General features: G+C 68.8%; 14 protein-coding genes. 9 read left to right on the forward strand and 5 right to left on the reverse strand.

The features are described from left to right. Positions 1–245 precede the first annotated feature (245 nt). Genes GDI_RS15305 through metX form a run of 3 tightly spaced genes read right to left on the reverse strand, consistent with a single transcriptional unit; the run spans position 246 to position 2,949 of the window. Entirely contained in the window at positions 246–1,172 is a 927-nt protein-coding gene (locus GDI_RS15305) for a BadF/BadG/BcrA/BcrD ATPase family protein (RefSeq protein WP_012227657.1), read from the reverse strand. A 4-nt stretch (positions 1,173–1,176) separates the two neighbouring features. Next, complete coding sequence (gene metW / locus GDI_RS15310; RefSeq protein WP_012227659.1) at positions 1,177–1,782, reverse strand: methionine biosynthesis protein MetW; 606 nt, start codon at positions 1,780–1,782, stop codon at positions 1,177–1,179. Between the two features lie 3 nt (positions 1,783–1,785). Next, positions 1,786–2,949 (reverse strand): homoserine O-acetyltransferase MetX, encoded by a 1,164-nt coding sequence (gene metX / locus GDI_RS15315; protein WP_012554774.1) that lies wholly within the window; start codon positions 2,947–2,949, stop codon positions 1,786–1,788. Between the two features lie 237 nt (positions 2,950–3,186). Between metX and GDI_RS15320 the strand changes: the two genes are divergently transcribed. Then, positions 3,187–3,618, forward strand: a complete 432-nt coding sequence (locus GDI_RS15320) for an OsmC family peroxiredoxin (RefSeq protein ID WP_012227662.1) — start codon at positions 3,187–3,189, stop codon at positions 3,616–3,618. 34 nt (positions 3,619–3,652) lie between these two features. On the opposite strand, the gene aroC is transcribed toward GDI_RS15320, so the two are convergent. Both aroC and fabI read right to left on the reverse strand, forming a co-directional pair. Beyond that, positions 3,653–4,726: a chorismate synthase gene (gene aroC, locus GDI_RS15325; protein WP_012227664.1), complete on the reverse strand. Its 1,074-nt coding sequence runs from the start codon at positions 4,724–4,726 to the stop codon at positions 3,653–3,655. Positions 4,727–4,769: 43 nt separating this feature from the next. Then, positions 4,770–5,609: an enoyl-ACP reductase FabI gene (gene fabI / locus GDI_RS15330; RefSeq protein WP_012554772.1), complete on the reverse strand. Its 840-nt coding sequence runs from the start codon at positions 5,607–5,609 to the stop codon at positions 4,770–4,772. A gap of 147 nt (positions 5,610–5,756) precedes the next feature. Between fabI and pdxH the strand changes: the two genes are divergently transcribed. The 8 genes from pdxH (at position 5,757) to GDI_RS15370 (ending at position 13,663) form a co-directional block, all read left to right on the forward strand. Continuing rightward, the gene (pdxH, locus tag GDI_RS15335; protein WP_012554771.1) at positions 5,757–6,413 is read left to right on the forward strand and encodes a pyridoxamine 5'-phosphate oxidase; all 657 of its coding nucleotides are present in this window, start codon (positions 5,757–5,759) and stop codon (positions 6,411–6,413) included. Between the two features lie 89 nt (positions 6,414–6,502). Then, positions 6,503–7,387, forward strand: coding sequence for a universal stress protein (locus tag GDI_RS15340; RefSeq protein ID WP_012227668.1), 885 nt, complete (start codon positions 6,503–6,505; stop codon positions 7,385–7,387). A 150-nt stretch (positions 7,388–7,537) separates the two neighbouring features. Beyond that, positions 7,538–8,221: a phosphoadenylyl-sulfate reductase gene (locus tag GDI_RS15345; RefSeq protein ID WP_041249525.1), complete on the forward strand. Its 684-nt coding sequence runs from the start codon at positions 7,538–7,540 to the stop codon at positions 8,219–8,221. A gap of 45 nt (positions 8,222–8,266) precedes the next feature. Continuing rightward, on the forward strand, positions 8,267–9,061 hold the full coding sequence (gene cysD / locus GDI_RS15350) for a sulfate adenylyltransferase subunit CysD (protein ID WP_012227671.1): 795 nt from the start codon (positions 8,267–8,269) through the stop codon (positions 9,059–9,061). 23 nt (positions 9,062–9,084) lie between these two features. Continuing rightward, complete coding sequence (gene cysC / locus GDI_RS15355) at positions 9,085–10,965, forward strand: adenylyl-sulfate kinase (RefSeq protein WP_012554769.1); 1,881 nt, start codon at positions 9,085–9,087, stop codon at positions 10,963–10,965. Positions 10,966–11,159: 194 nt separating this feature from the next. Continuing rightward, positions 11,160–11,498 carry a DUF2849 domain-containing protein gene (locus GDI_RS15360; protein ID WP_012227673.1) on the forward strand — a complete coding sequence of 113 codons (339 nt, stop codon included), beginning with the start codon at positions 11,160–11,162 and terminating at the stop codon, positions 11,496–11,498. After that, positions 11,488–13,182: a nitrite/sulfite reductase gene (locus tag GDI_RS15365; RefSeq protein ID WP_012227675.1), complete on the forward strand. Its 1,695-nt coding sequence runs from the start codon at positions 11,488–11,490 to the stop codon at positions 13,180–13,182. Before GDI_RS15360 ends, GDI_RS15365 begins: the two co-directional genes overlap by 11 nt. Continuing rightward, positions 13,169–13,663, forward strand: a complete 495-nt coding sequence (locus GDI_RS15370) for a DUF934 domain-containing protein (protein ID WP_012227677.1) — start codon at positions 13,169–13,171, stop codon at positions 13,661–13,663. The genes GDI_RS15365 and GDI_RS15370 overlap by 14 nt, the downstream gene beginning before the upstream one ends. Positions 13,664–13,738: the final 75 nt, after the last annotated feature.

Here is a 13,738-nt window from a genome sequence, read left to right on the forward strand (position 1 = left end):
GCACCTGAAAATGGCCGGATTCCCCACGACAGGATGAGCATCCGGAACAGACTTGAAAGAAAATACGAATCACGGCTCGCAATCCCGCATCGCAGGTCGCGCTGTCATTCACCGTGGAAAGCGGGTCAGAAGGGATGTCTTGTCCGTCCAATCCGTGCCCCCCGCATCAAAAGGCACGTGCGTACAAGTCAGCATGCGGGACAGGCGGGGTCCGTCCACCGGCGGCCTTCTACCCGCTTGTCGCCTCATCCGCAAGCCTTTTCCCCATGCAGGCGACGGGCCAGCGCCAGCGCACCCGCGACGGCATCCCCCCGCGCCGCCGCCAGGCAGGCCCGGCCGGGCGGCGGCAGATAAGGCAGCAGGACCGGCGCCAGCCCGCCCAGCAGGCAGCACGACAGGGTCCGGAAGCCCTCGGCATCCCGCAGCGCGGCCAGCAGGTCGCCCAGTTCCGCCCCGGCCCGGGCCAGCAGGGTGCGCGCCTGCGCGTCGCCTTCGGCCGCCATGGCCACGACCAGCGGCGTCAGGCGGGCGAAGTCGGCGGGACGGGCACCGACCGCCCAGACCATCGGGTCCGTGCCCCGTTCGGCCGTGCCCTCCTGCACCAGCCGCGCATGAATGGCGTCGGTCAGGGCCGTGCGCGGCGCGCGTCCGTCCCCGGCGCGCAGCATCAGGCGCACCGCCTCCAGCCCGATCCAGGCGCCGCCACCCTCGTCGCCCTGCGGGAACCCCCAGCCGCCGACCCGGCGCGTCCGCCCGCCGGCGACGGCGAATCCCACCGTCCCGGTGCCGGCGGCAATGATGGCGCCGTCATCGCCGCCATGGGCCCCCAGGCACGAGGTATAGGCATCGGTCACGATGTCGATCCGTGCGAACAGCGCCGGCAGGGCCAGGAAGCGCGCGACCGCCCCCGCGACCTCGGCCCCCGCAAGGCCCGCCCCCGCCACCAGATGGCAGGATGACGGCGGCAGTCCGGCCCGGACCATCGCCTGGTCCAGCGCGTCGCGCACCGACCGCCAGCCCTGTTCGGCATCGGTCGCGATATTGGCCGGGCCGCCGTCCCCTTCCCCCAGGACGACCCCGTGGGGCGTGGTCAGGCGCAGGCGCGTCCGCGTGCCCCCGCCGTCGATCCCGGCCAGGACGACGCGGGGCACCGCCCCGCCGGCACGCTCCACCGCGTCAGCCTCCCTGGCGCCGCAGCAGGAACAGCGCCTGTTCGCCGAAGATGTTGGCCAGGCGGATCGACCGGCGCCAGGGGGCGCGCTCGCCGTCCTCGTCCACCGCCATCCATTCCTCGACCACGTATCCTTCCTCACGGCACAGCATCAGGAAATCGAGGATGGTGCAGGGATGGATGTTGGGCGTCTTGTACCACGGCGTGCTCCAGACCGTGGTCATCGGCATCCGCCCGGTGGTCAGCAATTTCAGCCGCAACTGCCAGTGACCGAAATTGGGAAAGGACACGATGGCGTGCCGTCCGATGCGCAGCATCTGGCGCAGCACCTCGCGCGGGCGTTCGACGGCCTGCAGCGTGCGCTGCAGGACGACGTAGTCGAAGGCATGGTCGGGATAGTGCGCCAGGTCGTGGTCGGCGTCGCCGTGCATCACCGGCAGGCCGTGCGCGACCGACCGCGTGACCTCCTGCATGTCGATCTCGATGCCCTGCGCGTCGCAGCGGCGGGTGCGGAACAGGTAATCCAGCAGCGCGCCGTCACCGCTGCCGATATCGAGAACCCGGGTGCCGGGCTGGATCATGTCGGCGATCAGCCGCTGGTCGAGACGCATGGTTCAGCCGATCCGCGCATGTTCGGCGGCGCCGGACAGGAAGCCGCGCACCGTGCGATCGAAATCCGGCTCGTCCAGCAGGAAGGCGTCATGGCCCTTGTCGCTCTCGATCTCGACGAACGACACGTTGGCGGCGGCGCGGTTCAGCGCGCGCGCCAGCAGCCGCGCCTGCGAGGTCGGGAACAGCCAGTCGGACGAGAACGAGACGATGCAGAAACGCGTGCGCGTTCCCTGGAACGGCCGCGACAGGTCGCCGTCATGATCGGCTCCCAGGTCGAAATAATCCATGGCCCGCGTGATGGTCAGGTAGGAATTGGCGTCGAAGCGCCGCACGAAGGACGAGCCCTGGTGCCGCAGATAGCTCTCGACCTCGAACATCTCGCCGAACAGGGACAGCGGGTTGGCCGGACCGTACGGGTCGCGCCGCACCCGCCGGCCGAATTTCCGCGTCAGCGCCTCTTCGGACAGATAGGTGATGTGCGCCATCATCCGCGCGACCGCCAGCCCCCGCGCCGGGACGGCCTCGCGTTCCCAGTAGCGGCCACCATGCCAGTCGGGATCGGCGAAGATGGCCTGGCGGCTGACCTCGTTGAACGCGATGTTCTGGGCCGAATGGAACGGCGAGGTCGCGATCGGCATCGCCGCGAACACCATGTCGGGGAAGGTCGCGGCCCATTCCAGCACCTGCATCCCGCCCATCGACCCGCCGACGACGGCGAACAGCCGCCGGATGCCCAGATGGTCGACGACCAGCTTCTGCGCGCGGACCATGTCGCGGATGGTAATCGGCGGAAAATCGGTGCCCCACGGCTCCGCCCCCTCGCCTTCCATTCCGGTGCGCGAGGACCGCGGCCCGGTCGAGCCCATGCACCCGCCCAGCACGTTCATGCAGATGACGAAGAACCGGTCGGTGTCGATCGGCAACCCGGGCCCCACCATGCGGCTCCACCAGCCGGGCTTGCCGGTCAGGGGCTGGGTATCGGCCAGGTACTGGTCGCCCGTCAGGGCATGGCAGACGACGATCGCGTTATCGCGCGCCGCCGACAGGGTGCCGTAGGTCCGGTAGGCGACCCGCACCGGCGCCAGGCGGAATCCGCATTCCAGCGCCAAACCTTCGGGAAACAGCAGATGGTCGTGTTCCAGCGGGGTGGGAAGGGTCTGATCCATTGCGTGGGCCGGCATTCCGTCGCGAACGATTGCAGGGCACGGACAGGCCGGCGGCGCAGGCAATGTCCCTGTCACGATTGGCTCGTCCTATGGCACCAGCGCCCGCCGCACGCAACAGTTGGATCGGCATCCCGGCCGCGGCGCTTCACCGGATCGTGTGCGGCCCGCCCGCATCACCCCGCACGGCGGGGCGTTATGGTCTGACGCGCAAGCGGCAACCATAAAGGATTCCAGACCATGACCATCAAGAAATACGGCACCGCCCAGTGGCAGGGCGGACTGAAGGACGGCAAGGGCACCGTTTCGACCGAAAGCGGCGCGCTGTCGGCCCACCCGTACGGCTTCAACACCCGCTTCGGGGACGTCAAGGGCACGAACCCCGAGGAACTGGTCGGCGCCGCCCATGCCGCCTGCTTCGCCATGGCGCTGTCCAACATCCTGGGCGAGGCCGGGCTGACCGCCAGCGCGCTGGACGCCAAATCGGTCGTTTCCCTGGACAAGCAGCCCGACGGCTTCGCGGTCACGGCGGCGCACCTGACGCTGACGGCGACGATCCCCGGCACGACCGACGCCCAGTTCCAGGAACTGGCCGCCAAGGCCAAGGCCGGCTGCCCGATTTCCAAGCTGCTGAAGGCCGAAATCACGCTGGAAGCGACGCTGAAATCCTGAATCCGGCCTTCCGCGCGTCGCCTCCGGCGCGCGTTTACGGACCGACCTGCGCGCGATGGCGGAGGAAATGGTCGGCGAGCACGCACGCCATCATCGCCTCGCCCACCGGTACCGCGCGGATGCCCACGCAGGGATCGTGCCGGCCCCGGGTCGAGACCTCGACATTCTCCCCGCCACGCGTCACCGAGTCGACCGGGGCCAGGATCGAACTGGTCGGCTTGACCGCGAACCGCGCCACCAGCGGCTGGCCGGTGGAAATGCCACCCAGCACGCCGCCCGCGTGGTTCGCGCCGAAGGTCAGGCGACCGTCCACCATGCGCATCGGGTCGGCATTCTCCTCGCCCGTCAGTTCGGCGGCGGCGAACCCGTCGCCGATCTCGATGCCCTTGACGGCATTGATGCTCATCAGCGCCATGGCCAGGTCGGAATCGAGCTTGCCGTAGACCGGCGCCCCCCACCCGGCCGGCACGCCCTCGGCCACGATTTCGATCACCGCGCCGATCGACGACCCGGCCTTGCGCACGGCGCCCAGATATTCTTCCCACACCGGCACCATCGCCGGATCGGGACAGAAGAACGGGTTGGTGTCCACCGCGTCCCAGTCCCAGCGCGCACGATCGACCCGATGGGCCCCGATCTGCGTCAGCGCGCCGCGAATCCGTACGCCCTCGCCCAGGACACGGCGCGCGACGGCGCCCGCCGCCACCCGCATCGCGGTTTCCCGCGCCGAGGACCGGCCGCCCCCGCGATAGTCGCGAATGCCGTATTTCAGGTCATAGGCCACGTCGGCATGGCCCGGCCGGTAGCGTTCGGCAATGTCGCCGTAATCGCGCGAGCGCTGGTCGGTATTGCGGATCAGCAGGGAAATCGGGGTGCCGGTGGTCTGCCCCTCGAACACCCCCGACAGGATTTCCACCGCGTCGGGTTCCTGGCGCTGGGTGGTGAATTTCGACTGGCCGGGGCGGCGGCGGTCCAGCCAGGGCTGGATGTCGGCCTCGGACAGGGGCAAGCGCGGCGGACAGCCGTCGACGACGCAGCCGATCGCGGGGCCGTGGCTCTCGCCCCAGGTCGTGACGCGAAACAGATGGCCGAAACTATTGTGCGACATGACCCGACGCTCCCCGCTTTTCCCCGGCGCCCCGGGTGCCTTCTCAGTCGCCCGAAACGCTGATGTCGGGCGCCGTGGGGTTCTTCATGCCCACGATATGGTAGCCGGAATCGACGTGGTGGATTTCGCCGGTCACGCCGCCCGACAGGTCGGACAGCATATACAGCCCCGCGCCCCCGACCTCGTCCAGCGCCACGTTACGTTCCAGCGGCGAGTTGTACTGGTTCCACCTCAGGATGTAGCGGAAATCGCCGATCCCGTTGGCGGCCAGCGTCTTCATCGGTCCGGCCGAAATGCCGTTCACGCGAATCCCGTCGCGGCCCAGGTCGGCGGCCATGTAGCGCACCGAGGCCTCCAGCGCCGCCTTGGCCACGCCCATGACGTTGTAGTGCGGCATGACCCGTTCCGCCCCCAGATAGGACAGGGTCAGCATCGATCCGCCCGCCTTCATCAGCCGCGCCGCCCGCTGCGCCACGGCGGTGAAGGAATAGCAGGAGATGTCCAGCGCCGTCAGGAAGGCATCGCGCGGGGTATCGACATAGCGCCCGCGCAGATACTGCTTGTCCGCCCAGCCGATGGCGTGGACCAGGAAGTCCAGCCCCCCCCACTCTTCCTCGATCCGGGCGAAGGTCGCATCGATCGCGGTGTCGTCGCCCACGTCGCAGGGCAGCACCAGCGACGATCCCACGCGTTCGGCCAGCGGGCGGACCCGCTTGCCCAGCGCCTCGCCCTGATAGGTGAAGGCCAGTTCCCCGCCCTGTGCCGCAACCGCGCTGGCGATCCCCCAGGCGATCGAATGGTCATTGGCGACACCCATCACAAGCCCGCGCTTGCCCTTCATGAGGGTGCCGGTGAGCGGGGCTTTGGGCGTGCCGTCTGACATGATAGGATCCTCAGAATGGAATATGGCATGATCGGATTGGCGCCGTGGTTGCACAAGCAGGCGCGTGGGACAAGATCCGAGCATGACTAGGTACCCTGTTTCGCGGGCATCGTGGCAAGCGGGCCAGGCAGGAATGGAACGGATGGCATGACGACCCCGCACGGCGACCCTGGGCAAAGCGACCTCGGCCCGCAGGCCCATCTGGGGCCGCTGATCGATCTGGGCGCGGACCCCTTCGCCCTGTTCGCGGCATGGATGCGCGACGCCGAGGCCGCGGAACCGGTCGATCCCAACGCGATGGCCCTGGCCACCGCCACGCCGGACGGCCGCCCCTCGGTGCGGATGATCCTGCTGAAGGGCGCGGACCGGCGGGGCTTCGTCTTCTATACCAACCTCGAAAGCCGCAAGGCCGGGGAACTGACGGAAAACCCGCACGCCGCGTTGCTGTTCCACTGGAAGAGCGTGGCGCGCCAGATCCGCATCGAGGGATCGGTCGAACGCGTCAGCGACGCCGAGGCCGATGCCTATTTCGCCAGCCGTTCGCGCATGTCCCGACTGGGCGCCATCGCATCCGACCAGTCGCGCCCCCTGCCCGACCGCGCGATCTTCGAACATCGCCTGGCGGACCTGGAAGAGCGCTACCCCGACGGGGACGGCGCCATTCCGCGCCCGGCGAACTGGTCGGGTTTCCGGCTGGTTCCGGACCGAATCGAGTTCTGGCAGAACCGCCCGCATCGGTTGCATGATCGGGCCGTCTGGCGCCGCGCCGAAACGGGATGGGAGACGACGCGTCTCTATCCCTAGTTGGGCCCTGGTTGGGCGGGAGAGACGGCCCGATCCTCGCGAATTGCACCATCGAACGGCGACGTTCTTCGGAGTCTGGAGAAAAGAATTTGAAAAACATACAGAAAGTCCTCCTGCCGCTGAGTGGAACGTCCAATGCCGAGGCCGCGCTGGCCACCGGCCTGCTGTTCGCCCGTCAGTTCGGCGGCCATGTCGCGGCGCTGCATGTCCGCGCCGACAGCCGCGACGTGGCCCCCCTGGCGGGCGAGGGCCTGTCCGGCGCGATGGTCGAGGAAATGATGTCGGCGGCCGAGCGCGAGGGCGCGCGCCGGTCGCTGGCCGTCCGCGAACTGTTCGACCATTTCACCGCCGGGAACGAGGTCACCGTCACCGGCCCCATTCCGCCCTTCCACACCAACCCGGTAGGCAGCGCCACCGCCAGCTTCGTCACCATGACGGGCCGCGAGCACGAGGTCATTACCTTCCGCGCCCGGCTGTGCGACGTCACGGTGGTCCCGCACCCCGATTCCGGCGATGAAGTGTCGTCGTCCGAAACCCTGCACGCCATCCTGTTTGACAGCGGCCGGCCCGTGGTCATCGCCCCGCGCCGGGCGCCCGCCACCGCCGGACGGCGGATCTGCATCGCCTGGAACGGCACGGCCGAGGCCACGGCGGCGCTGCACCATATCCTGCCCTGGGCGGCCGAGGCCGAGGCCGTGCGCATCCTGTATTCCGGCGACTACCAGCGCCGGGGCCCCGAGGCCCGCCACGCCGCCGACTACCTGGCCATCCACGGCATTCATGCCGACCTGCTGGAATTCGGCAATACCGGGGAAACCGTGGGTGCCTCCCTGCTGTCCGCCTGCCGCGAGTTCAACGCCGACATGCTGGCCATGGGCGCCTATTCCCATTCCCGGCTGCGCCAGCTGATCCTGGGCGGCGTGACGCGCCACGTGCTGGAAAATGCCGAACTGCCGGTGTTGATGAGCCGTTAATACCGCCCATAATCCAGCCCGTCATGGGTGGCATGCGAATATACTACATTACCTTTGCGTATATTTCGCTTGAACCTCGCGCCGGAAATGATTAAGTCCCTCTTCAAAGCACGATCATCGATCGTGCATTGAGGGATGTGGATCTGAACCGTGCGCATAGACCCAGCGATCAGGCAATCCATCGAGACCGCCGGTGAGTCCGCGCCGGCCATCCTGCGCGCCGTGATGACCGGCGGGCTGCATGGCCGGGTCGGCATCGTGTCGTCTTTCGGCTCGGAATCGGCGGTGCTGCTGGCGCTGGCGGCCGAGGTCGATCCCGCCATTCCGGTCCTGTTCCTGGAGACCGGGCAGCATTTCCCTGAAACCCTGGCCTATCGTGACCGGCTGGCCGCCCGCCTGGGCCTGACCGACGTGCGCAGCATCCAGCCGCAGCCCCGGCAGATCCGCGAGCGCGACCCCGACGGGCAACTCTGGGCCTTCGATCCCGATGCCTGCTGCGCGCTGCGCAAGGTCGAGCCGCTGGACGAGGCGATCATTCCCTTCGACGCCTGGATGACGGGCCGCAAGCGTTCGCAGGCCGCGACGCGCGCCCAGTTGCCGGTCGTCGAGGACGCCGCCGACGGCCGCATCAAGATCAATCCCCTGGCGCGCTGGACGCCGGCCGAACTGGACGCGGAAATGACGCGCCGCAACCTGCCGCGCCATCCGCTGGCCCTGCGGGGCTACAAGTCGATCGGCTGCGCCCCCTGCACCCGTCCGGTGGCGGAAGGCGAGGACCCGCGCGCCGGACGCTGGGCCGGCCTGTCGAAGACCGAATGCGGCATCCACGTCTGAACCCACCCCGTAGAGCCCGAAACCCTGTAAGGTAGCGCCCCCGTCATGGACGATCTCGACCAACTCGAAGCCCAGAGCGTGTATATCCTGCGCGAAGCGTACCGGAAGCTGAAGCCGCTGGCGATGCTGTGGTCGCTGGGCAAGGATTCCAACGTCATGCTGTGGCTGGCGCGCAAGGCGTTCCTGGGCCGCGTGCCGTTCCCGGTGATGCATGTCGATACCGGCAAGAAATTCCCCGAGATGTACCGGTTCCGCGACGAATATGTCCGCAAATGGAACCTGGAACTGCTGCTGGGCGACTGCCCGCCGGTCGAGGAGATCGACCCGACCCTGCCGCCGGCCGCCCGCTCCGCCGCGCGCAAGACCGCCGGCCTGGCCACGATGATCGAGAAATACAAGCTGGAAGGCGTGATCGCCGGCATCCGCCGCGACGAACAGGCGACCCGCGCCAAGGAGCGCGTCTTCAGCCCCCGCGGGTCCAGCCACAAGTGGGATGTCCGCAACCAGCCGCCGGAATTCTGGGACCAGTACGCCACCCCGCATGAGGAAGGCGTGCATATCCGCGTCCATCCCCTGCTGTCATGGCGCGAGATCGATATCTGGCGCTATATCGAGCGCGAGGGCATTCCGCTGGTGGATTTGTATTTCTCGAAGAACGGCAAGCGCTATCGCTCGCTGGGCGACCAGGACATCACCAGCCCGATCGAAAGCGAGGCCGCCACGGTGGCCGAGGTGATCGCGGAACTGCAGACCACCCGCACGTCCGAGCGCGCCGGCCGCGCCATGGACCATGAATCCGAAGACGCGTTCGAGCGGCTGCGCGTCGCCGGCTATCTGTGACCCCGGACGGATCGAGACCCGCCATGACTTATGATTCCGCCGCCCGTCAGGACGCGGCCACCCCCATCGTCATCGTCGGCCATGTCGACCACGGCAAATCCACGCTGATCGGCCGTCTGCTGCATGACACCGACAACCTGCCCGAGGGCCGCGTCGCGCAGATCATCGAATCCAGCCGGAAGCGCGGGCTGGCCGTCGAATGGAGCTTCCTGCTCGACAGCCTGCAGATCGAGCGCGATCAGGGCGTGACAGTCGATTCGACGCGCATCCCGTTCCTGCTGGGCAACCGCCAGTTCGTGATCGTGGATGCGCCGGGCCACCGGCAGTTCCTGCGCAACATGATCACCGGCGCCGCCGACGCCGAGGCCGCCGTGCTGGTCGTGGACGCCGCCGAAGGCGCGCAGGAGCAGACGCGCCGCCACGCCATGCTGCTGCGCCTGATCGGCATCCGCCATGTCATCGTCCTGATGAACAAGGTGGACCTGCTGGGATACGACCAGGCGCGGATCGCGGAATCCGAGCGCGCGGTCGCCGCCCTGCTGAAGCAGCTTGAGATCGAACCCAGCCTGTTCGTCCCCGCCTCGGCCCGCGAAGGCGACAATATCGCCAGTCGTTCGCCCAACATGCCCTGGTACAAGGGCCCGACCCTGACCGACGCGCTGATGCTGGTGCCGGCCCCGGCGGGCCGCGCCGACCTGCCGCTGCGCCTGCCGGTGCAGGATGTCTACCGCTTCGATTCCAAGCGCGTCGTCGCCGGGCGGATCGAACGCGGCCGCGTCAGCGTGGGCGACCATCTGGTGATCGGCACCCACGGCACCACGGCCCGCGTCGCGTCGATCGAAAGCTGGCATACCGCGCCGCAGATTTCCGCCGTCGCCGGCCAGTCGGTGGCGATCACGCTGGAACCCGACGTGATCCCGGACCGGGGCGACCTGCTGCATCGCGCGGACGAGGCCCCGGTGCGCGCCGCGCGCATCCGTTCGCGCCTGTTCTGGCTGCGGCAGGAACCGCTGCGGGTGGGCGAAAGCTTCCGCCTGCGCCTGGGCACCGCCGAACATCAGGTCACCGTGGCCTCGATCGATTCCGTCGTGCGGCTGGATGACCTGACCGAACATGCGGCCGACCACGTCCCGCCCGAGGGCTTTGCCGAAATCACCCTGGCGGCGTCCGAAAGCATCCTGTTCGATCCGTTCGCCCCCGGCACCACGGACGGGCGGGGCGTGCTGGTCGATCTGCACCAGCGCATCGTGGCCGGCGCGCCGCTGATCGGCCCCGCCGCGATTGCCAGCGGCACGAAGGCGATTCACCCGACCGGCAGCACGGTGTCGCTGTGGGACCGGGCGCAGGCGCGCGGCCATCGCGGCGGCGTCTTCTGGATGACCGGCCTGCCCGGCGCGGGCAAGAGCACGATCGCCCGCGCCGCCGAAAGCCGCCTGTTCGCCCAGGGAATCGACATCTCGGTCCTGGACGGCGACACGCTGCGGGCCGGCCTGTGCGCCGATCTGGGATTCTCGGAGGCCGATCGGACCGAGAACGTGCGCCGTGCCGCCGCCGTGGCGCGCATCCTGGCCGAAACCGGCCAGGTGGTGCTGGTCGCGCTGATCTCGCCGCGCACCGCCGACCGCGACCTGGCCCGCCAGATCGTGGGCGACGGGTTCCGGGAAATCTTCATCGACGCCGACCAGGAAACCTGCGAGGCCCGGGACCCCAAGGGCCTGTACGCGGCAGCCCGCGCCGGGCGGATCAGCGGCTTCACCGGCATCGACGCCCCGTACGATGTCCCGGCCACGCCCGACCTGCGCCTGGCGACCGGCCTGGACAGCGTCGCGGACGTCGCGGGACGGCTGGCCGCCTACGTGACCGACAGCGTCGCGCTGGGCGATACCGCGCGCCGCCGGTCCTGATCCCGCCGCCCGGGTGCGTATCCCGCACCCGGGCAGGTGCCCCGGGCCTGTGCACGACGCTTATTGCACGATAATGAATCGTGCATTACCCTTGTATACGCCCGATGACTCCCCCTAATGACCCTGTGAAACAGGGGATGCCGCCTGGACGATGCCGCTTGGACCGGGCCGGCTGAAAAAGGACTGATCAGAGCATGGATGTCAGGAGCAACCGCCGCGAAGCGGGCGGTTCGAGCGTGGTGACCGCCAACCGGCTGCTGGACGGGCGCATCGTCTGGCTGGCGGCGGACGGCCTGTGGTCCGAACGGATCGACGCCGCGCGGGTTATCTCCAACGACGCCGTCGAAGCCGCGATCGCCGAGACCGCCGGCCGTCAGCAGCAGGACGGCGTGGTCGGCGTCTACGGCGTGCAGATCAATCCCGAGGCCGCGACCCCCGTCCCGGTCACGGTCCGCGAACGGATCCGCGCCTTCGGCCCGACCGTCCATCCCGATTTCGCCACCCCCGCCGGGAGTGCCGCCCATGCAAGCTGACACCACAGCCCCCACGCTGCCGGTCGGGCATTACGCCTACGACCAGGTGGACCGCGCCTTCCTCGCCGACCGGGTGGAGCAGTTCCGCGACCAGGTGGCCCGCCGCCTGTCCGGCGCCCTGTCCGAGGATGAATTCAAGCCGCTACGCCTGATGAACGGCCTGTATCTGCAACTGCACGCCTACATGCTGCGGATCGCGATCCCATACGGGATGCTGGATTCCCGCCAGATGCGCGAACTGGCCCATATCGCGCGGACCTATGACCGCGATTACGGCCATTTCACCACGCGGCAGAACCTGCAGTTCAACTGGATCAGGCTGGAAGACACGCCCGATATCCTGGGCCGGCTGGCCGGGGTGGACATGCATGCCATCCAGACCAGCGGCAACTGCATCCGCAACGTGACCTGCGACCAGTTCGCCGGTGCCGCCGTGGACGAACTGGTCGACCCGCGCGTGCATGCCGAAATCCTGCGCCAGTGGTCGACGCTGCATCCCGAATTCTCGTTCCTGCCGCGCAAGTTCAAGATCGCGATCAGCGGCAGCCCGAACGACCGCGTGGCCGCCCGCTTCCACGATATCGGGCTGGTGGCCAAGCCGGGGCCGGACGGGCGGACGGTGTTCGACGTCTTCGTCGGCGGCGGGATGGGCCGGACGCCGATCATCGGCGTGCATCTGCGCGACGACCTGCCCGAGGAAGACCTGCTGGCCTATCTGGAAGCGATCATCCGCGTCTATAACGAGTACGGCCGCCGCGACAACATCTACAAGGCACGCATCAAGATCCTGGTCCAGGCGCTGGGGGTCGAGGGCTATCGCGCCCGGGTGGACGCCGAATTCGCCGCCATGGACCGCGCGCTCTATCGCCTGCCGCCCGAAACGGTGGCCGCCATCCGCGCGCGCTTCGGCACGCCCGACCTGGATGCGCCCGCCGATGCAGCGGGGCATCTGGACCGCGCCCGGCGCGCCGATCCGGCCTTCGACCGCTGGGTCCGCACCAACACCCACCCCCACCGCACGGCGGGATATATCTCGGCCGTCATCTCGCTGAAGCCCGATGGCGGCATTCCGGGCGACGCGACCTCGGCCCAGATGGACGTCATCGCGGACCTGGCCGACCGCTACGCCTTCGGCGAAATCCGCATCACCCACATGCAGAACCTGGTACTGGGCCATGTCCGCCAGGACGCGCTTCACGCGCTGTGGCAGGCCCTGCGCGCCGCCGGGCTGGCCACCGCCAATATCGGGCTGATCGGCGACATCATCGCCTGCCCCGGGCTGGATTACTGCTCGCTGGCCAATGCGCGGTCGATCCCGATCGCGCAGAAGCTCAGCGCCCGCTTCGCCAACCCGGAACTGCAGGAAAGCATCGGCGACCTGCAGATCAAGATTTCGGGCTGCATCAATGCCTGCGGCCACCACCATGCCGGCCATATCGGCATCCTGGGCGTGGACAAGAAGGGCGAGGAGTTCTTCCAGCTCACCCTGGGCGGCTCGGCAGGCAGCGACGCCGCGATCGGCGAGATCCTGGGCCCGGCCCTGCCCGAGGACGCGACGGTGGACGCCATCGCCCGGCTGGTGGACGCCTATCTGGTCCATCGCACTGGTGAGGAACGCTTCCTCGATACCTATCGGCGGCTGGGTGCCGCGCTGTTCAAGGACGCCGTTTATGCCACTGCTTGAAGACGGACGACTCGTCGCGGATCGCTGGACCGCCATCGGCCCCGACGACGCCCTGCCCGCGACCGGCCCCGTGATCGTGCCCCTGGCGCGGATCGAGGACGGGCTGGCACGCAACAGCGACGAAAAGCTGGGCGTCGCGATCCCGCCGGACACCGAAATCGCCGTGCTGCGCACCGCCCTGCCGCGCCTGTCGCTGGTCGCCGTGACCTTCCCCAGCTTTCGCGACGGCCGCGCCTTCAGCCAGGCCCGGGCCCTGCGCGAACATCTGGGCTTTGCCGGCGACATCCGCGTGACCGGCCGCCCCCTGCCCGACCAGTATGAATTCCTGCTGCGGTGCGGCGCCACCACGGTCGAACTGCCCGACGACGCCGATCCCGCCGTCTGGGCCCGCGCCCATGCCCGCTTCCACACCGCCTACCAGCCCGCCGTGCGCGGCGAGCCGGCCGAGGGATTTGGCCTGCGCCGCCTGCTAAGGGTCTGACGCTCCACCCGGACGTCCCGCTTTCGCGGGCCCTTTCGCCGGGCGGTCGTGCATGCTACCGCCGGATACATGACA

The sequence above is a fragment of the Gluconacetobacter diazotrophicus PA1 5 genome, assembly GCF_000067045.1.
Classification (GTDB): Bacteria; Pseudomonadota; Alphaproteobacteria; order Acetobacterales; family Acetobacteraceae; genus Gluconacetobacter; species Gluconacetobacter diazotrophicus.

What these genes read in the sequence shown, in the direction of transcription:
- aroC (WP_012227664.1), bottom strand. Translation starts at nt 4,726, where the DNA reads ATGTCGCACAATAGTTTCGGCCATCTGTTTCGCGTCACGACCTGGGGC.
- metW (WP_012227659.1), bottom strand. Translation starts at nt 1,782, where the DNA reads ATGCGTCTCGACCAGCGGCTGATCGCCGACATGATCCAGCCCGGCACC.
- cysD (WP_012227671.1), top strand. Translation starts at nt 8,267, where the DNA reads ATGGACGATCTCGACCAACTCGAAGCCCAGAGCGTGTATATCCTGCGC.
- GDI_RS15365 (WP_012227675.1), top strand. Translation starts at nt 11,488, where the DNA reads ATGCAAGCTGACACCACAGCCCCCACGCTGCCGGTCGGGCATTACGCC.
- fabI (WP_012554772.1), bottom strand. Translation starts at nt 5,609, where the DNA reads ATGTCAGACGGCACGCCCAAAGCCCCGCTCACCGGCACCCTCATGAAG.
- pdxH (WP_012554771.1), top strand. Translation starts at nt 5,757, where the DNA reads ATGACGACCCCGCACGGCGACCCTGGGCAAAGCGACCTCGGCCCGCAG.
- GDI_RS15360 (WP_012227673.1), top strand. Translation starts at nt 11,160, where the DNA reads ATGGATGTCAGGAGCAACCGCCGCGAAGCGGGCGGTTCGAGCGTGGTG.
- GDI_RS15370 (WP_012227677.1), top strand. Translation starts at nt 13,169, where the DNA reads ATGCCACTGCTTGAAGACGGACGACTCGTCGCGGATCGCTGGACCGCC.
- metX (WP_012554774.1), bottom strand. Translation starts at nt 2,949, where the DNA reads ATGGATCAGACCCTTCCCACCCCGCTGGAACACGACCATCTGCTGTTT.
- GDI_RS15320 (WP_012227662.1), top strand. Translation starts at nt 3,187, where the DNA reads ATGACCATCAAGAAATACGGCACCGCCCAGTGGCAGGGCGGACTGAAG.
- cysC (WP_012554769.1), top strand. Translation starts at nt 9,085, where the DNA reads ATGACTTATGATTCCGCCGCCCGTCAGGACGCGGCCACCCCCATCGTC.